Source organism: Luteolibacter yonseiensis, assembly GCF_016595465.1.
Lineage (GTDB): Bacteria > Verrucomicrobiota > Verrucomicrobiia > Verrucomicrobiales > Akkermansiaceae > Luteolibacter > Luteolibacter yonseiensis.
This window is the reverse complement of the sequence record NZ_JAENIK010000004.1, coordinates 906,545-924,887: the sequence shown is the minus strand read 5'-3', so window position 1 is coordinate 924,887 and position 18,343 is coordinate 906,545. Positions and strand designations below refer to the sequence as shown.

The window sequence follows — 18,343 nt, the reverse complement described above, 5'->3', positions numbered from 1 at the left end:
TCCACACCAGTCCCTACGGAAAAACCCATGATCCTTCGTACCATCCTTCTCCAACTCCTGTTGGTTCTGACCGCATTTTCACAGTCTGACAAAAAAACAGATCTCGAGGTGCAGCTCCTCGCCGAGCAATTCCCGGAAAAGCTCGGGCAGGTCTACCTCGTGTTTGGCGACAAAAAATCCCAGCCGTTCGACCTGCCGACGAACCGCCTTTCGGACTCCGTCGCCGCCGAAGGCCGCACCATGGTGCTCAAGCTCGCACAAAAGGATGTGCCACTTTGCACCATCACCCTGCCGGATCAGGGGAAATCCTTTGCTCTGTTGCTCGTCGCGGCGAAGCCCTCCGGCTTCAAGCCCCTCGTGATCCGGACCGACGATTCCACCTTCCGCGCGGGCGACGTTTTTTTCGTCAACAGCACGGACAAGACCATCCTTGGCAAGCTCGGCACCGCACCCCTCACCCTCAAACCGGGAGAAACCACGAAATCCCGCCCGAACGGCGCGGTGGACAACACCTATTACAACATCGCCTTTGCCATTCGCGAGGGCACCACGGACAAGCTCATCAGTTCCACCAGATGGCCCGTTGACCAAGGATTGCGCAGCTACGTGTTCTTCTTCACCAACGCCGAAGGCCGTACCACCTACCGCGCCGTGGATGAATATCTCAAGCCCGCCACCGCCGCCCCTTGACCTGTCGCCATCATCCGCACCCCCGGCGGACCGCTCATGCCCGGGGGCATCCAATACGCCTGACAAATAAGCTCCGGACATCCCGCCAGGCATTTTCATTTTTCTTCCCATCCCCTCGCGGCGGTCCATGACAGAACTTCCCCGAGCCCACCGTTTTCCCATCTCCATGAAATCACGCATTCTCCAGATTCTCGCCATCCTGTCGTTGAACGCCCTCGCCGCGGACCCTCTGCCGACCAAAGTCGCCTGTATCGGCGACAGCATCACCGAAGGCGCGGGCGCGGAGGGCGGAAAGTCCTACCCGTCCCAGCTCCAGGGACTGCTGGGAGAAAAATGGGAGGTCGGAAACTTCGGTGTCGGCGGCCGCACGCTCTTGAAGAAGGGCGATCATCCCTACTGGAAGGAAGGAGCTTACCAGAAAGCGCTCACCTTCGAACCGAAGGTCGTCATCATCATGCTCGGCACGAACGACACCAAGCCGCAGAACTGGAAGTTCGAGTCCGAGTTCGTCGCCGACTACACGGAGCTGGTCAAATCGTTCCAATCGCTCGAAACCAAGCCGAAGGTTTATATCTGCCGCCCATGCCCCGTTCCGGAGCCCGGAAACTTCGGCATCAACGAGACGAACGTGAAGGAGGAAATCAAGCGCATCGACAAGCTCGCGAAGGAGTTGGATCTCGAGGTCATCGACATGTACAAGGCGCTTGAGGACAAGCCCGGGCTTCTCCCGGACCGCGTCCACCCCAATACCGAAGGTGCCGGCGAAATGGCGAAAGCCGCCTACAAGGCGATCACCGGCAAGCGTGCTCCGGATGTGAAGGATAAATAAACGGACCTGGGGATCACCGGTCCGGTTCGTGCCAGCCACCCGGACCGGACGTTCCAACCGCCCTGCCACACCGAAGCCGTAGCCACCACATCTTGCCGTGTTCCGCTTCATCCCCCTCCATTTCCTGTTGAGCCTGCATGTGTTCGGCGCCGGTCTTCCGGACCCGCTTGTCATGGCGGACGGCACGCCGGTCACCACCGCCGCGCTGTGGCGGGAAAAACGCCGGCCCGAGTTGCTGGAGTTTTTCACCCGTGAGATGTACGGCCGCTCGCCGGGAAAACCGGAGAAGTTCTTTTCCGAGGTTTTCGACCGCGACGAAAAAGCACTCGGAGGAAAGGCCACCCGCATCCAGATAGCCATTTACCCGGCAGGCAAACCCGCTCCCCGCATGGATCTGCTGGTCTATGTGCCGAATGGTGCCAGACAGCCCGTCCCAGCCATCCTCGGACTGAATTTTTCAGGAAACCACGCGATCCATCCGGATCCCGGCATCCGTCTGACGGAGAGCTGGGTGGATGAAAAAAGTTCGAAGGACCACCGCGCCACAGACGCCAACCGGGGAAGCAACGCCAGCCAATGGCCGGTGGAAACGATTCTCTCCCGCGGCTACGCGTTGGCGACGATGTATCGCGAGGATGTCTGCCCGGACCACCCGCCCTATTTCGAGGGCGGAGTGCAGCCGCTGTTCCCGGAACTTCAGAAGGGGGATGACAATTTCGGCAACATCGGTGCCTGGGCGTGGGCCTTGAGCCGGTCGCTGGATGTGCTGGAGAAAGAACCACTGCTGGATTCCAAACGGGTGGCGGTGTTCGGGTTCTCGCGCTTGGGAAAAGCGGCGCTCTGGGCGGGCGCGACGGATGATCGCTTCGCGATGGTCATCAGCAACGAGTCCGGCGCGGGAGGAGCCAAGCTTTTCCACCGAGGCCTCGGCGAGGACATCGCACGATTGAACACTAATTTCCCCCATTGGTTCGCGAAAAGCTTCCGCCAGTACATGGGCAAGGACACGGAGTTGCCCTTTGACCAACATCAGGTCATCTCCCTCATCGCCCCACGGCCCGTTTATGTCGCGAGCGCCGAGGACGACAAACACTCGGACCCCGAAGGCGAGTTCGCCTCGCTCCAGGCCGCGGATCCGGTTTTCGAATTACTCGGTTCCAGCGGACTGCCGGCGGGAAAATGGCCCGCCGTGAACACGTCCACCCAAGGCGGCAACGGCTATCACGTCCGCACCGGACGGCATGACGTGACGGATTTCGATTGGCGGCAGTATTTGGATTTCGCTGACAAGCGGTTGAAGAAGGGCGATTGAAACGGCCCGATTGAGGGGGGACATTTCCGTGGCACTGACCGAAAGTCCGGGTTGTGATAGGGCGTATCCAGCACCCCGCGTGTCCCTATGAAAAAATCCAAACCACCGCTGCTCCGGGCGGCCCACATCTCCTGTCTGGCTGTCTTGGTCACCCTCGGCGTCATCGTCGCGAACAATGACGGCGCCTCGAAGTCCGAGGTCAAGGTCGAGAAAGACGGCAGCCTCGTCCGTGTCACCTGGCCGATTTCAGCACAGGAGAAAGGTTCCGTCGTTTTCAGCATGGATGAGACAAAGCCGCTCATCGAGACGATGTCGGTCGGAGAAAAGGTGATCGCCAGCGGTCTGACGCCCTCCACGGTGCTGACGGTCGGCAGCCGGAACCTGAACGACCAGGCGGGCTGGGTCGCGTTTTTCGACAATCCTCCGAAACGCGAATACCAGCGCCACGCCGTGAAACTGGGCAAACGCTCGCTGAACGTGACCGAAAAGGGCGCCCACACCACCGTCACCGTCGCAGCCGCGAGCGCGGGGAATTTCCACGGCGAGGTCCGGTTCACGTTCTACCGGAACAGCGGGCTGATGCAGGCGGAGACGGTGCTGGAAACCGAGGAGGACGGACGCGCGATCATTTATGACACCGGACTCACCAGCGCGAAGCCGGATTGGAAGGCCACCGTCTGGAAGGACACCACCGGCAACATCCAGAGCGTCCCGCTCGACCCTTCGGCACCCGCCACCCCTCTCGCCGTCGCCGGACGCACCATCGTCGCGGAAGGTGCGGCTGGCTCGCTCGCGGTGTTTCCCGCACCCCACCGGTATTTCTATCCCCTGGACGAGGCGTTCAATTTGAAATTCGTCTGGCACGGCAACGACTACGCGAAACTGCTTGATGGCTACGGCATCGGCATCCGCCAGGAACTCGGCGGCGACAACCGTTTCGTCCCATGGTTCAACGCGCCACCACGCACGAAGCAACAGCTCGGCGTGTTTTACTACCTCACCAGCGGTGACGGCAAAGCCGCGCTGGACTCCGTCGCCAAATACACCCGCGGGGATCACTACAAACCGGTCGACGGCTACAAGACCTTCAGCAGCCACTACCATGTGGAGCACACGCTGGAGTACATCCGCAAACAGAAGGAACAGAACACCACCGGTGTGCCGAAAGGTTTGGAAGTCCCCGGCATGGTCAAAACCTTCAAGGCACGCGGCGTGAACATCGTGCACCTGGCGGAACTTCACATTGGTGACACCCCGCGCATGAAGCCGGAGGAAAGGCTGCCGCTTCTCAAAGTGATGCATGAGGAGTGCGACCGCCTGTCGGACGACCAGCTGTTGATGCTGCCGGGCGAAGAGCCGAACGTGCACCTCGGCGGCCACTGGATCAGCCTGTTTCCGAAACCGATCTACTGGGTCCTGAACCGCCCTGCGGAAAAACCATTCATCGAGGAAGTCCCGGGCTATGGAAAAGTCTATCACGTCGGAAACCCGGAAGAGGTGCTCAAGCTGATGGAACTGGAGAAAGGCCTCATGTGGACGGCCCACGCACGTATCAAGGCGTCGATCGGCTACCCGGACCGCTACAAGAAGAGCGATTTCTACAAGTCCGAGCACTTCCTCGGCGCGGCATGGAAGGCCATGCCTGCGGACCTCTCACGTCCCACGCTCGGCTGGCGGGTGCTGGACCTGCTGGATGATTCGTCGAACTGGGGAATGCGCAAGCAGGCCATCGGCGAGTCGGACCTCTTCCGGATGGAACCTGACTTCGAAACCTACGCCCACATGAACATCAACTATGTGAAGCTCGGCACGCTGCCGAAGTTCAAGGAGGGCTGGCAGCCCCTGCTCGACAGCCTGCGCGGCGGACAATTCTTCACGACCACCGGTGAGATCCTCATTCCGGAATTCTCCGTCGCCGGGAAATCCAGCGGTGAGGAGATCACCGACGACTCCGGAGAAAAAATGCTGGAAGCCGACGTCGAGTGGACCTTCCCGATGTCCTTTGCGAACGTGGTTTCCGGCGATGGCAGACAGATCTTCCGCCAGCGCATCGACCTCAGCGACACAGACGGCTTCGGCAGCAAGAAGCTGCGGATTCCCTTGGATCTGAAGGGACGTACGTGGGTCCGCTTCGAGGCATGGGACATCGCGGGCAACGGAGCCTTCACCCAGCCTGTGTGGATCGGACCAAAACCCGCCGGAGATTTCGCGGAAGAGGCCCGCAGCCTTCCCGTGCCGAAGGAACAACTGACCGCCGGCTACGATGAAGTCGTCCCCACCGCCGCCAAACAGCCCGCCATCTGGAAATGGACCAAGGCGGATCCCGGTGACGACTGGGTCAGTCCCGACTTCGACGACTCGGCGTGGGCGGAAGGCAGATCCGCCTTCGGCACGCCGACGACACCGGGCACCGATGGCATCCTCAACACCATCTGGGACACGAAGGACATCTGGATCCGGCGCAAGATCAAGCTGCCGGATGACCTCGGGGCGAAGCTCCGGCTGCTCGTCCACCACGACAACAAAGCGGAGGTTTACATCAACGGCATCCTCGCCTGGAGCGCCGCGAACATCGAGACGCGCGACTACGAGGTTTTTGAAATCACACCGGAAGCCGCCGCAAAACTGAAACCCGGAGCCACCATCACCCTCTCCGCCCACGGCCACAACGGGGTCGGCGGTCAGGTGCTGGATGTGGGTATCGTGACTTTGAAGTAAATCGAGACTCATCCTCCGATTCGGAGTCGGAGGATGAGTCACTTACAAAAAATCCACTTGCCAAGGCACTGTGGATTTCCAGCATGCCCGGTAGTGAAGAAAAGGATTCCCATCGCTGCCGCCACCTTGCTTGTCGTTGCTTGTTTGTGGGGTGGAAATCGTGAGTTCCGGCTTCACAAGCGTGTGGCGGCTCATCCGCAGGATTCACGCCGGGGATACCAACCCGATCCCACCGGCCTTGGCGGAGAATCCTCCGCGCTCAAGACCAAGTCCGTGGTTCGCGATGCGGGCAAACCACGGCCCACCCATGGGCCGGAGCGGTTGAAAGATTTTTTCCTGCCGGCTGTGGAAATCGACGGACTGACACTCGGCGAGGCACTGCACAAGTTGACGGGTGCTTACGAAGAGGCCTGCCGGAAAGCAGGCGAGGTGCCCTTGCATCTGACCTTCAACATCTCACCCGGCAGCTCCAAACGGCTTCATCTCAAGCTGGCTAGCCGGAATTTGGATTCATCCATCCGGCTTCTTGCCACTCACGCCGGAATGAAGGTCAACCGTGATAAGACGGAGTACCGGTTCGAATCTTTCGCAACCGGACGCAAGGATGTGGAACGGAAATTCACCGTGTCGCCCTATTTCAAATCCGGTTTGAGTGAGTGCGCCGGACTGACCTCTCCGGATGATTCTTCTCCGAACGGAGATGCGGCCCTTTCCAGCAGGCAAGCGACAACCGCGGAGTCTTCACTCGATGACATACTCAAGGCTTCCGGGCTGGAGCTGGATCCAACCACGCGGCTGTCTCTCAATCATCAGGACGAGTTGGTGTTGGAAACGACGAACGCCTCCGACGCCGAGATGATTTCCGCGCTGGTGAACTCGCTCAAAAGCGACGTTCCACGGCAGCACAAATTCGTCACCCATGTCATCGAAATGGGTTCGGATCTCGCCTTCACTCCATCCTACAACCCGCGGATGACAGCTTCGGAACTCCAGTTGCTGATACGCCAAATGTCTCAGAAGCGGAGTGTGGATGTCGCGACAATGCCTGCGGTGACAGGCAAAGACGGCCAAAGTGTCGATATCAAACTCACCAAACTGCTCGTCACACCTGCGAATGAGGAAGCCGCCGCTCTCGAACCGAAATACGTCGGAACCGTGTTGCAAGTAAAGGGCGGCGCACTGGGTTTCGGACACGACGTGGCTTTCAACTTCACCAACACCACGGGCGAATTGGACAGTTCCGGAAAAAAAACAATCGTTCGGAAACGGTCGGACGTTTCAGACTCCGGATACACCGATGATCACGGTACGAGGGTGGCGGTGCAGACACGCCCGGATGGCTCCCGTGTGATGATATTGCTCACGACGACCATGATCGACGCCACCGGGCGGCCTGTTCATCCGGAAAATTGACAAAGACGGCTGCGCTGCTTCAGAGCCCGGATCTCCGGAAACACCGGGAACCTCAGCCGATCAAACCCATCTTCGGATATTCCGCCCCGAGGATGGGTTTCATCTTCGGCGCTTTCAACCAGTCGCCCAGCACGCCGCCATAGACACTGCGGAAGTCCACCGTGTGCCTGATGTCTCCCTCCGACAGATCCGTCAGGCTCGGGTGGACGCCGTGGAGGCCGCCTTTCACCGCGGCTCCGGCCAGGAAAAGGCAGGATGCTTTTCCGTGATCCGTCCCGGCGCTGGCGTTTTCCGCGACGCGCCGGCCGAATTCCGAGAAGGTCATGAGCACGACCCGCTTGTCATTTCCCTGCTGCTTGAGATCCGCGAAGAAGGATTTGAGCGCGCTGTCGAGCTGTCCGAGCAGGCGGTCATGTGAGTTCGCCTGCTGGTTGTGGGTGTCGAAGCCGCCGTGGCTGACGTAGTAAACCCGTGTGGGCATGCCGCCCGCGATCATGCGGGAAACGAGGTTGAGGTTCCGCGCGAGCGGTGTGCCGTCGTAGCGCACGTTCGTCTTATGCTTCGCGGCGAGCTCGAGGATCGTCTTCGAGCTGACACGGGCATCCAGCGCGACGCGTTCGAGAAACGCCAGGTTCCCCTCGCCTGCGATGCCACCGGTTTTTCCACCGGCGGGCATGGCGATGGAACCGCCGTCGGCGGGCATGTCATCGTCCGCGTGGTCGTCGGGCTGGTTGAGTTCGGCGAAAAACTCCTCCGCCTGCGCCTTTTCACCGCCGCCGTGGATCCAGCGGTAGAGTTCGGGAGAATTCAGGCAGACACCGGGGTTCTTCGCCGCGCCGAAGGCTTCCGGCTGCGTCTTGTTGAAGCTGATGCCGACGGTGGGATCCGCGCCGGGGCAGGCGTTGTCGAAATACCGCCCGAGCCATCCCGTGGCGGAACGGTTGGAGGTATCCGCCGTTTCCCAGATGGAGGTGGAGACGAAGTGGGAGCGGTTCGGATTCGGATAGCCCACACCCTGGACGATTCCGAGGTTCCCTTCCTTGAACATCGAGCCAAGGAACGGCATCGAGCTGTTCAAGCCCACGTGGTCATTCAGCCGGATGATGTCCTTCTCCTTTTTCGCAATGCGGGGACGCGCCTTGTGGTAGGCGTCGTCCGCATAAGGAACGAGCGTGTTCAGACCGTCATTCCCGCCCGCGAGCTGGAGCACGACGAGAATGGTGTCATCCTTGCCGGTCACCGGCTGGATGGCGATGTCACGGGCACCTTCATGAAGCTGGCCGAAGGTGCGCTCGACAAACATGGGCACTGTCCACGCGGCGGAGGCGCCGAGAACGGTGGTTCGGAGGAAGTCACGACGTGTTTTCATCGGATGGCGTAGTCAGTAAAGTTGGTAATAGGGTGTGCTGAGCATGAGGTGGCACAGCTCGGCGGTTTCCTTGTTGGTGAAGATGGCGCCTTTTTTGGCGATGGCGTATTCGACAAGCGGGCCGCGCGCTTTTTCGGGTAGCGGTCCTTGGAAGAAGCGGAAAATGAGCGAGTCCACGAGGTTTTCGGGATTCTCGCGCAGGGGACGGGGGGCGATCTTCTCGTAGTCCGGTCCATCCCAGCCACGGGCCGCCCGCTTGGGGGTGTCTTTCATCCCGGGCATCCTCACCTTTTCACTCGCCATGACTTTTTCCGTCTCTCCGGCCCCTTTTGTGAGGTATCCGGCGAGATTGTAGCGGGTGAGAAGGGTGTTCGTGTTGATCCACGCCTGCCCCCAGTCCCAGCCAGCCACGTTCGGCGGCATGAAGAGCACCTGACCGAGCTGTTCTCCGGAGGTGATCGGAAAGCCGGCGGGCGGGGTGGAAATCTCAAGTTGTTTGAGCAGCCCGACCGAATACTGGACGGGGCATTTGATCTGGCTGCGGATGGAGGAGGCGGCGTAGAATTCGCGGGAGAGAAATATCTCCCGCAGCAGTGGCCCGGTCCGGAAGTCCGCCTGCTGGAAAACCTCCGCAAGCGCGTCGAGAGCGGCGGCGTTCGGCTTTTCGTAAACAAAGAACTCCCAGAGTTTTCCCGCCATGAAACGCGCGGTCTCCTTTTTCGTGAAAATGAGATCGATGACACCCTTGCCGTCGTAGGGAGCGGTTTTACCGAAGATGGTTTTATTGGAACCGTCCCATTGTTTCTTGTTGTGGGTGACGGTGCCGGTGGCACGGTTGATCTGGTATCCCGTGAAGGCCCGGGCGGCCTCCCGGATGTCCTGCTCGCTGTAATTCCCTTCCCCGAGCGTGAAAAGTTCCATCACCTCGCGGGCGAAATTCTCATTGGGCATGCCCTTTTTCGAACTCTGTGTGTCGAGGTAGAGAGTCATCGCCGGGTCCATGAGGATGGCCTGGGTGAGATCGCGGAAGCTGCCGAAGGCATGTCTGCGGAAGAGATCGTTCTGGCGCACGACCAGTGCGGTCTGCTTCACCTTCTGGACGGAGGTGGCGAAATGGTCGTGCCAGAAAAGCGTCATTTTCTCCCGCAGGGGAGCCTCTGTCGTCAGCATGCGGCGGAACCACCACGTCCGCGCCTCCGCCTCGCGTTCGCGGTATTCCCGCCGTACCGCGCGCTGGGCTTCGCGTTTTGCCATCTCCGCCTTCTCGGGCGAGAGGCCGCGCGACTGCTGCCGCAGGGCCTGCCGCCCGGCGATGAGTTTCTTGTAATCTTCCGCCACCTGCTCGTCGGAACTCCACTCCGGAAGCGGGAAGGCGTCCAAGGGCTCTGCGGGTGAAACCAGGGACTCCACCGCCTTCTCCCGGCCCAGCCCATGGAAATTTCTGATATCGGAGGGACTCCCGCCGAAACCCGCACGGTTCAGCAGGTGGGCGGCTTCGAAGATGGTCCAGGTTTGATCGGCTTTCGGCAGCATGGCAGGATGATAGCTGGTCCATTAACCCCCCTGCCCCGGGGAAGTTTCGGGAAATGACGGGAAGAGATTTACCCAAAGCCGAGAATACCCGGCGGTGGCGGGAGAGCGGTTCCCGTGCTTGCATCTGCCATGCAACAAATTGCCGAACGTCGCGCCGTGTCCCAATCCGCCATCGCCCGTGAAGCGGGTGTCGCCCGAACCACCGTCTCCCTCGCCCTGCGCGGGGGTGAGGGACTGAATCACAAGACCATCGCCCGTGTCATGGACGCGGCGGACGCGCTCGGCTACCGGCCGAACAACCTGGTCCACGCCATCCGCTCCGGACGCACCCGCATGATCGGCGTGATGGTCCCGCCCTCCAACAGCTTTTGGTCGGACGTGCTGCACGGCATCCATGACGGTCTCACCGAGCATGACTATGTGCCGCTCGCCCTCTGGTCTCAGCACCAGATGCCGCAGACCAACGAGGTCCTGGAACTCCGCCAGATCGAGCGGCTCATGGATTGGCGGGTGGATGGCGCGATTCTCTGGCCATGGTTCGCGAATTTGTACCGCACCCATATTTCCGACCTGAAACGCCGTGATCTGCCGCTGGTGACCATCGATTCCATGCTGCCGGATTCCTTCCGCGCCGACGTCGTTCAAACGGACGAAGCACAGGGAGCGGAGGCGGTCGTGGACCACCTGCTCTCGCTGGGACACAAGGAGATCCTGCATTTCGCCGGGCCGAATTCCGAGTCCTGGGCGAGGGACCGCCGTTCCTGCTTTGCCGAAGTGCTGCGCCGCGCGCCCGGCGTGAAGCCGCATTTTGTGGAGCTCCCGGTGACGCAATCGCGAAGGACGTATATTCGCGAGACGCTGGAATGCCTGGACAAGGTGACCGCCGTTTTCTGCGCGACCGACGAGATCGCCGAGGATGTCTATCGCGAGGCCGCCGCTCTCGGCAAAAGGATTCCAGAGGACCTCTCGGTCATCGGCTATGGAAACGAGAGCTTCGGCAGCCGTCTCACGCCGGCCCTCACCACCGTGAAGCAAAAGCCTTACAGCATGGGACTTGCAGCGGCCCGGATGATCGTCTCACGCATCGAACAAACCAAGGCCGCCAAGCCGAAGATGGAGCGGATGCCGGTGGAACTCGTGCCCCGCATGTCCACCGCGGTCGCTCGTGGCGGCGACACAAGCGGATACCAGATCTGAGGAACAGACACACGGACCTGGCGAATCTTCAAGACGGGACAACCCGTCGTTTTTGATCCGTCCGGTTCGCGGATCCGCGATTTCCGACCCCTTTTCAGGAAAAATCGCGGAATGAATCAGAAAAGTGTCGCCATTTTCTCGGCTGTTCGTAGTCGGGCAGGCGTGCTTCACTTTCCTCATGCCTTCGCTTCCACCTGACACGACTCCTGAACTCCTTGCCCCTGCGGGCAACTGGGACTGCGCCCGTGCGGCGGTGGCGGCCGGGGCGGACGCGATCTTTTTCGGCCTGCCGAAGTTCAACGCCCGCCTCCGTGCGGACAACTTCATCGAAGCGGATCTCGTGGAGCTGATGGATTTCCTCCACCGCCACGGCGTGAAGGGATTCGTCACGATGAACACCCTGATTTTCACCAGCGAGTTGAAAGCGGCGGAGGAGCAGCTCCGGAAAATCGCCGCCGCCGGAGTGGACGCGCTCATCATCCAGGATCTGGGCCTCGCGAAACTCGCCCGCACCGTCGCCCCGAATGTGGAACTGCACGCCTCCACGCAGATGACGATCACCTCCCCCGAAGGACTGGCGTTCGCCGAGACGCTTTTCCCGATGGAACGCGCCGTGCTCGCACGTGAACTCTCCATCAAGGAAATCGAACGGTTCCACGCACACAATACCGAAAGCCTTGATCTCAAGACCCCTCTGGAGGTCTTCGTGCACGGCGCGCTCTGCGTGGCCTACTCCGGCCAGTGTCTGACAAGCGAGTCGCTCGGCCAGCGCAGCGCGAACCGTGGCGAATGCGCGCAAGCCTGCCGCATGCCTTACGAAATCGTCGTCGATGGCGAGAAACGCGAACTCGGCGCGGTGCGATACCTGCTCAGCCCCCAGGACCTCGCGGCGGTGGACCTCGTCCCGCAACTGGTGAAGGCCGGAGTGAAGTCATTCAAGATCGAAGGCCGGTTGAAATCCCCCGAATACGTCTCCGCCGTCACCCGGGTCTATCGAAAGGCGCTCGACGCAACGATTTCCGACAGTGAATCGCCGATCACTCCCTCCGACCGCTACGAGCTGGAAATGACCTTTTCCCGCGGCCTCAGCACCGGTTGGTTCGCAGGGACGAACCACCCGTACCTCACTCACGGGAAATTTGGGAAAAAGCGAGGACCGCTGCTGGGCACCATCATCGACTGCGGCCCCGGCTGGATCCGTCTCGGAAATCTGACAGGCGTCCCCTTCACCGCCGGCGATGGCGTGGTCTTCGACGCGGGGGAAAACCGCGACCTCGAACAAGGCGCCCGCATCTGGGTCATCGAGGGGGACCGTCTCATTTTCCACCTCACCTACAGCGGCATCAACTTCGACCGCATCAAGCCCGGCCACACGCTCTACAAGACGTCCGACCCGAAACTCGACTCCGAACTCCGCCGCTTCTGGCAGAACACGCGACCCGCTGAGAAAAAGACGCCGCTGCACTTCGTCGTCACCGGCCAACCCGGCGAACCGATCACCGTGGCGGCGGCATATGCCGGCCGCACCTTCTCGGAATCCTCGGCCATGGCCCTTCTGGAGGCGGAAAAACATCCGCTGGGAGCGGAAAAGCTCGCCGAGCAATTGGGCCGGCTCGGCGACTCATCCTTCGAACTCGGCTCGCTCGACAACCGTTTGCAGGGAAACTGCCACATCGCCGTTTCCGCCCTTAACCAGCTCCGCCGCGCGCTCGTCAAACAGCTTGAGGACGCCGCAGCCATCAAGCCGGAACCGCCGAAGATCACCACCACCCATCGGGATCTTCTGCCCGCCGTCACCCGGTCCGCCACTTCCACCGCTCCACACCTGTCCGTGCTCTGCCGCACCATGGACCAGGTGTCCTCGGCGCTCGAATGCGGAGTGGAAACCCTCTACTGCGATTTCGAAGACCCCCGCCGCTACAAGGAAGCGGTCGCGCTCGTCAGAACATCGGACTCGGCGATTCATCTCGCCACTCCCCGCATCCTCAAGCCCGGCGAGATGGGCTACCTGAAACTGATTGAAAAAGCCGCGCCTGACGGCCTGCTGCTCCGCAACCTCGCATCACTCCACTTCTACAAGGACCGCCACGACCTGAAAAAAATCGGCGACTTCTCCCTCAATGTCGCCAACCCGATCACAGCGAAACTGCTGATGGAGAATGCGTCCCTCGACCACCTCACCATTTCCTACGACCTGAACATCGGCCAGGTGCTGGACCTGCTGGCGGGCGCGCCGCCGGAGTGGTTCGAGCTCACGCTGCACCAGCACATGCCGATGTTCCATATGGAGCACTGCGTGTTCTGCACCTTCCTCAGCAAGGGGACGACCTACAAGGACTGCGGCCGCCCGTGTGAATCGCACGTCGTGCACCTGCGCGACCGCGTCGGCCAGCTCCACCGCCTGCAGGCCGACGTCGGCTGCCGCAACACCCTCTTCAACGGCAAGGCCCAGACCGGCGCCCGCTACTACGAACACCTGCGCGCAGCCGGACTCTCACGTTTCCGCATCGAGTTGTTGGACGAAACCGACGACGCAGCAAAAACCATCCGCGCCTACCAGGATCTCCTCTCAGGAAAATCGGACGCCTTCGACCTCATCGACAAGGTGCACGCCCTTGAAAAACTCGGCGTCACCGAGGGAACGCTGGCGGAGTTGTGACCACCGCAGGATTTTTCAAGGCGTGAGGAGCTGCCGGATCCCTTCCTGCGCGCCGACCGGCAGAGAAATTTCTCCGGGGCCGACGTCGCAGTCACGCGGATTGATCCGGATCAACGTTGCTTCCGGCGCTTCCGCAACTCTGGAGGACAGCATCCGGATGCTAGGGATAGCGGTGCCGGCACCGCACTCGACCACCACCAGCCGCTTCCCCCGCACCGACTCCAGCCAGCGGTCGTAGGCGGCCCTCTGTTCCTTTTCCCGCTTCCCGAGCCACCAATAGTCACCGAACATCATGATGTTGGGGCGGGCCATCTCCCCGCAGGCCGGACACGATGGCAATTTGGAGGTTGCTTCGCAACTTTCCAGGTCCACCTCGATTTCCAATCCATCCGCCGACCAGAGGCCTGCCTTGCATGCGGTCCGACATTGCAGGTGATGGATGGAACCATGGATCTCAAGGATGTTGTCCGGCGAAAACCCGGCCTTCTGAAAATGGCCATCCACATTCGAAGTCACCACGAAATAGCCGGCCTTCATCCGGAGCGCGGCTTCCAACAACATCCCGAATCCCTCGTGGGGCAACGTCCGGCGGTAGAGATTGAGGCGATGTCCATAGAATCCCCAGGCCAGCGCCGGATCTTCCTCAAACCATCCCGGATTGGCGATGTCGTGGAAGGCAATCCCTCTGGCCGCCAGCGGCGGGTATGCCTTCCAGAACCCCTCGTTGCCACGGAAATCCGGCAGTCCGGAATCCACACCCATCCCCGCTCCCGCGGTGATCAACAGTGCCTCCGCTTCCTCAAGCGCCTTCCTTGCATGGGTGAGTGATGTCATGATCGGGGGTGACACATCGGCGTCATGGTGATGACAGGAGAAACAACTGACAGGCTTCGAATTTTTTCAAAGGGCAAACGCCATCAACCCATCGGTATACGTTCCAAAATCCCATCGCCATAAACCTCATCCAATCCGAGATGCGGCAGATGCACATACCCGATATGACAGCCGCAGGTGTCGTTGACACACGGGACAGGCGACGGAGCCAGGAACTTGTCGAAGTCCGCATCGTAGAAGCTCCCCAGCGGACTGGCAATGAAATGGCAGCGGCGCGCCATTCCATCACCATCCACGGTGAAACTCGCGTGCCCGGAGTGGCAGGGCAGCCCCCGGCTCGGATGACGTTGGTTGTTGATGGGAAACAGGCGATCGATCGAGCGCAGGAATTCGACGTCCTCCGCACCATAATAGTCCGCCACACGCTTGTAGGCGTTTACCCATAAATAAGTATCCTCCGGCAGAGCGGAGCGAAGGGCGGCGATATCCGCCTGATGTTCCTTCAATCCTACCACGCCGACACTGTGACGGATACCCGTTTCCCGCAGCCGGTGGATTTTTGCGGCGAACTTTCCCACGGTGGTCTCCGTCGGGTGAAACGTGCACCAGAGTGCCACGGTATCCCGGTCAGCCTCTTCCAACCAATCCAGAGAGCACGCCAGATTGGTCTGGATCGCGGCTCGATAGACGTGGTTCATGCGTCCCAACCGGAGCAATGCCTGCTGATAGGCACGATGGACCAGTGCCTCCCCCCATGGCGTGAAGAGCACGCCGATCTCACGATCTTCGCGGCGTTCCACCTGGTCGATAAAACGTGTGAGCTTCGCCGCGTCATCCCGCAATTCCTCACCGGTGTTCCGCGTCTTGGCGAACGGGCAATAGTCACACGCGTAATTGCAGCTCGAAAGCGGACCGCGATAGAGGATGTTCCATCTGTGGCTCATGCGAACTGATAGTGCTGCATTTCATCCGCCACGACAGTGGAATAGAGCCATGGGCCGATGGTATCCGCCCGCTCGAACCCCGCATCCGTCAGAATCAACACACCGTCACACCAAGTGGCGAGCGGCGAACTTTCGAGCTCACCGAGTTCCGGAAAATCCATAAGGCATTCCGTGCCGAAATAATCCGCGTATGCGGAAGCGCACAATCCATCGGCACGAAGCAGGGACTTGATGACGTAACGGCGTTTCTGCTCCGCCGTGTCGAGGGTGCAACCATAAACCGCTGAGGAATGCTCGGCGGCGCTCCTGTCCACATAGTCTCCGATGATTTCCATGATGCCGCCGCGCCCCACCGCGTATTCGGTGCAATAATGCACGTGTCTGGTATAACTCCTCGCGCCCGCGCCAAGCCCCACCATCCCATCCTCCTGGCAACAATAGGCCGCGGATCCCCCATCTTCCGCAGCGCATCCGATCCGACGGAAAAGCCTCATGGAAATCTGCCGGTAACCACGCTGGAGCAGGAAATCCCGGCCCGCCCGATACAGATCCAGCCTCAGATCGGATGGATCACGTCCGATGCGGTCCAGTCCTGTCAACGGTCGCACATAAAGCGGATAAAGGAAAATTTCCTCCGGCGAGTATTCGAGAGCGGCCCGCAACGATTCCTCCCAGGAAACAACCGTCTGCCCCACCGCTCCGTAGATCAGATCAATGTTCAATACCGGAAACGCCGCGTCCCGGAGCCGTCCCAACGCCTGGTGCACGGTGGCGGGTTTTTGCGGCCTGCCGAGCGTCCGGGTCTCGCTCTCGATGAAACTCTGCACACCGATGCTGGCGCGCGTGACACCGCAAGCTTTCAGAACCGCGAGTTTTTCGGGATCCGCCGTGGCGGGGGAAAGCTCACATGAAAGAGGCATCCCGGGCAAAAGCGAACAATGGCGGTCAAGCATTTCAAAAAGCCGTCCCAGCTCATCTGGTGTTAGAAACGTGGGCGTGCCTCCACCGATCGCGCCCCGGACAAAGCCATGCTGCCCGAGCGCTTCCACAGTACAAGCCGTCTGGGTTTCCAGTGCGGCGAGATAACGTTGCACAAGGCCTTCCGCGGGATTCGTGGTGGTGAAGAGATTGCAGAAGCCGCAACGCATTTCACAAAACGGGAGATGCACATACAGAAAGAGCGAGTCCCGATCCTCCCCTTGCCACAGGTTCCGCAGCGGAATGGATTTGTCAAAGTGCCGATAGGCGGTCTTGTGCGGATAAGCGTAGGCATAGCCCTGATAGGGATCATCGGAGAGGCGCTCGGCAAGTGTGTGCGGCATGATTGTCAGGGAAGAAGAGCCGCTGCATACGGCACGGTATAGATGTCAGGATGGCCGAAGCGGTGTCCGGTGAATCCATCCTCACCGTAAAGCGTGCCGTGGTCGGAAAATACCAGCAAATGAACCGGGCCTCGGGATTTCAACGCTTCCAGCAGGATCGGAAACCGGCTGTCCACCTCCCGCAGCGCCGCCGCATGGGTTGCCAGATTGTCCTCCCTGGCACCGGGAATATAATGCCGGTTCGGTTGGTGGATCGCGCTGAGATTGACGAACAGGAAAACCTTCTGGTCCACCCGTATCTCGCCAAGCCGGCGCGCCGCGAGTTCGAACTGGATGCGAGCGGAGTCCGGATGGGTGACGCCGGTTTCCTCGGACCAATGGCTCTCCGCGAAATAGCCGGGTAACACCCTGCTGAGCTCCGTCTGGCGGTTGAAGAAACCCACTCCTCCGATGCACAATGTATGATAGCCCCTCGCCTCCAAACCATGGACGATGTCCGGCTCGTCAAACAACACCGTGCCTGCACCGGCGGTCTCGCTGCCCGCGAAACGTGCCGCAAAAAGCCGTTGTCTATCAGCTGCCGGGTCCGCAGGCGTCGGCAGGAATCCCGCGAAAAACGCCTGATGCGCCGGAAAGGTGAAACTCCCTGGCGAGTGCCGTTTTTCCCAGCCGCTGGGAAAAAGCGCGGCCAGATTCGGCGTGCCGCCATTTCGCATTTCCCGCTCCGCGACATCAAATCGCAAGGCATCCGGCACGACCCAGACCAGATCGTGTGTGCCGAGAAGCTGATTCATGTCCGGAGGCATGTGATGAGCTAAACGTCGGGGATTGCCTTGTCCAGCATCGCCAATCGCCGGAAGGGGTTCATCAATTCAAACAATGAATCAATCGCGAGATCTGCATCTCCACAGTTTCCACTCCCATTACGCCTTCTCAGCCAGCAGGTCTTCAATCCGGCGCACTTCGCCCCTGCGACATCGAACACAGGATCATCTCCAATGAAAAGAATGTGCTCCGGGGGCAAGCCCAGCACTCCGGTCAAAGCGACGAATGCCCCGGGATCCGGCTTGTCCATACCAAGCGCTTCGGAAATGAGAACGCGCTCCGGCAGAAAATACCCGGCCAGTCCGGTGGCTTGCAGCTTGGCCAACTGATGGACCGTGCCGCCATTCGACAACAAGCCAAGGGAAAGACCGCTGGAGGCAATTTGCTCCAACAACCCGCGAGCGGCCGGATCAACCATGACATGCGCGGAAATCTCCTCCCGGAAGCGCCTCCACAGATCATCGCCCAGTCCCGGAAAAGTCTTTCCGAGCCAGTCAAAAAAAAGTTCGCGGGGAGAATGGCCGCCCGCATCCCGCCATAAAATTTCCTCCATGGTTCCGGACGGAACAGGGCCGAGCCATGAACCCAGCAACGACCTAACAGACTCCTCCCGGTCAAACAAGGTGTCGTCCAAATCGAAGGCGACGGCTTTGATATCCGGGAAAAAACTTTGCATCGCCGACGGATCATGTCATCTG

General features: G+C 60.4%; 14 protein-coding genes. 7 read left to right on the top strand and 7 right to left on the bottom strand.

Annotated elements, in window-relative coordinates:
- The first annotated feature begins 27 nt into the window (after positions 1-27).
- The 5 genes from JIN84_RS05465 (at position 28) to JIN84_RS05445 (ending at position 6,962) form a co-directional block, all read left to right on the top strand.
- Positions 28-690, top strand: a complete 663-nt coding sequence (locus tag JIN84_RS05465; protein WP_200349999.1) for a hypothetical protein — start codon at positions 28-30, stop codon at positions 688-690.
- 166 nt (positions 691-856) lie between these two features.
- Positions 857-1,519, top strand: a complete 663-nt coding sequence (locus JIN84_RS05460; RefSeq protein WP_200349998.1) for a GDSL-type esterase/lipase family protein — start codon at positions 857-859, stop codon at positions 1,517-1,519.
- Positions 1,520-1,616: 97 nt separating this feature from the next.
- Entirely contained in the window at positions 1,617-2,831 is a 1,215-nt protein-coding gene (locus tag JIN84_RS05455) for a glucuronyl esterase domain-containing protein (RefSeq protein ID WP_200349997.1), read from the top strand.
- A gap of 87 nt (positions 2,832-2,918) precedes the next feature.
- Positions 2,919-5,549, top strand: a complete 2,631-nt coding sequence (locus JIN84_RS05450) for a CehA/McbA family metallohydrolase domain-containing protein (RefSeq protein ID WP_200349996.1) — start codon at positions 2,919-2,921, stop codon at positions 5,547-5,549.
- 93 nt (positions 5,550-5,642) lie between these two features.
- Complete coding sequence (locus JIN84_RS05445) at positions 5,643-6,962, top strand: hypothetical protein (protein WP_200349995.1); 1,320 nt, start codon at positions 5,643-5,645, stop codon at positions 6,960-6,962.
- Between the two features lie 52 nt (positions 6,963-7,014).
- Here JIN84_RS05445 and JIN84_RS05440 read toward each other — a convergent pair whose 3' ends face one another.
- Together JIN84_RS05440 and JIN84_RS05435 are read right to left on the bottom strand one after the other, a co-directional pair.
- Positions 7,015-8,331 carry a DUF1501 domain-containing protein gene (locus JIN84_RS05440; RefSeq protein ID WP_200349994.1) on the bottom strand — a complete coding sequence of 439 codons (1,317 nt, stop codon included), beginning with the start codon at positions 8,329-8,331 and terminating at the stop codon, positions 7,015-7,017.
- A 12-nt stretch (positions 8,332-8,343) separates the two neighbouring features.
- Entirely contained in the window at positions 8,344-9,864 is a 1,521-nt protein-coding gene (locus JIN84_RS05435) for a DUF1800 domain-containing protein (RefSeq protein ID WP_200349993.1), read from the bottom strand.
- 129 nt (positions 9,865-9,993) lie between these two features.
- Here JIN84_RS05435 and JIN84_RS05430 point away from each other — a divergent pair, with 129 nt between their 5' ends.
- The gene (locus JIN84_RS05430) at positions 9,994-11,061 is read left to right on the top strand and encodes a LacI family DNA-binding transcriptional regulator (protein ID WP_200349992.1); all 1,068 of its coding nucleotides are present in this window, start codon (positions 9,994-9,996) and stop codon (positions 11,059-11,061) included.
- A 178-nt stretch (positions 11,062-11,239) separates the two neighbouring features.
- Complete coding sequence (locus tag JIN84_RS05425) at positions 11,240-13,720, top strand: U32 family peptidase (RefSeq protein ID WP_200349991.1); 2,481 nt, start codon at positions 11,240-11,242, stop codon at positions 13,718-13,720.
- A gap of 15 nt (positions 13,721-13,735) precedes the next feature.
- On the opposite strand, the gene JIN84_RS05420 is transcribed toward JIN84_RS05425, so the two are convergent.
- From JIN84_RS05420 to JIN84_RS05400, 5 genes are all read right to left on the bottom strand, one after another.
- Entirely contained in the window at positions 13,736-14,554 is an 819-nt protein-coding gene (locus JIN84_RS05420; protein ID WP_200349990.1) for an SIR2 family NAD-dependent protein deacylase, read from the bottom strand.
- Positions 14,555-14,637: 83 nt separating this feature from the next.
- Positions 14,638-15,498, bottom strand: a complete 861-nt coding sequence (locus JIN84_RS05415) for an STM4011 family radical SAM protein (protein ID WP_200349989.1) — start codon at positions 15,496-15,498, stop codon at positions 14,638-14,640.
- The gene (locus JIN84_RS05410; RefSeq protein WP_200349988.1) at positions 15,495-16,820 is read right to left on the bottom strand and encodes an STM4012 family radical SAM protein; all 1,326 of its coding nucleotides are present in this window, start codon (positions 16,818-16,820) and stop codon (positions 15,495-15,497) included. The genes JIN84_RS05415 and JIN84_RS05410 overlap by 4 nt, the downstream gene beginning before the upstream one ends.
- A gap of 5 nt (positions 16,821-16,825) precedes the next feature.
- Positions 16,826-17,614, bottom strand: coding sequence for an STM4013/SEN3800 family hydrolase (locus JIN84_RS05405; RefSeq protein ID WP_234043185.1), 789 nt, complete (start codon positions 17,612-17,614; stop codon positions 16,826-16,828).
- A gap of 20 nt (positions 17,615-17,634) precedes the next feature.
- Positions 17,635-18,321, bottom strand: coding sequence for an HAD family hydrolase (locus JIN84_RS05400; protein ID WP_200349986.1), 687 nt, complete (start codon positions 18,319-18,321; stop codon positions 17,635-17,637).
- Between the last annotated feature and the right edge of the window lie 22 nt (positions 18,322-18,343).

Bases quoted from the DNA above. Each gene is read 5' to 3' on its own strand.
- JIN84_RS05420 (WP_200349990.1), bottom strand. From the start codon at position 14,554: ATGACATCACTCACCCATGCAAGGAAGGCGCTTGAGGAAGCGGAGGCA.
- JIN84_RS05410 (WP_200349988.1), bottom strand. From the start codon at position 16,820: ATGCCGCACACACTTGCCGAGCGCCTCTCCGATGATCCCTATCAGGGC.
- JIN84_RS05425 (WP_200349991.1), top strand. From the start codon at position 11,240: ATGCCTTCGCTTCCACCTGACACGACTCCTGAACTCCTTGCCCCTGCG.
- JIN84_RS05415 (WP_200349989.1), bottom strand. From the start codon at position 15,498: ATGAGCCACAGATGGAACATCCTCTATCGCGGTCCGCTTTCGAGCTGC.
- JIN84_RS05405 (WP_234043185.1), bottom strand. From the start codon at position 17,614: ATGAATCAGCTTCTCGGCACACACGATCTGGTCTGGGTCGTGCCGGAT.
- JIN84_RS05430 (WP_200349992.1), top strand. From the start codon at position 9,994: ATGCAACAAATTGCCGAACGTCGCGCCGTGTCCCAATCCGCCATCGCC.
- JIN84_RS05400 (WP_200349986.1), bottom strand. From the start codon at position 18,321: ATGCAAAGTTTTTTCCCGGATATCAAAGCCGTCGCCTTCGATTTGGAC.
- JIN84_RS05460 (WP_200349998.1), top strand. From the start codon at position 857: ATGAAATCACGCATTCTCCAGATTCTCGCCATCCTGTCGTTGAACGCC.
- JIN84_RS05450 (WP_200349996.1), top strand. From the start codon at position 2,919: ATGAAAAAATCCAAACCACCGCTGCTCCGGGCGGCCCACATCTCCTGT.
- JIN84_RS05435 (WP_200349993.1), bottom strand. From the start codon at position 9,864: ATGCTGCCGAAAGCCGATCAAACCTGGACCATCTTCGAAGCCGCCCAC.
- JIN84_RS05440 (WP_200349994.1), bottom strand. From the start codon at position 8,331: ATGAAAACACGTCGTGACTTCCTCCGAACCACCGTTCTCGGCGCCTCC.
- JIN84_RS05465 (WP_200349999.1), top strand. From the start codon at position 28: ATGATCCTTCGTACCATCCTTCTCCAACTCCTGTTGGTTCTGACCGCA.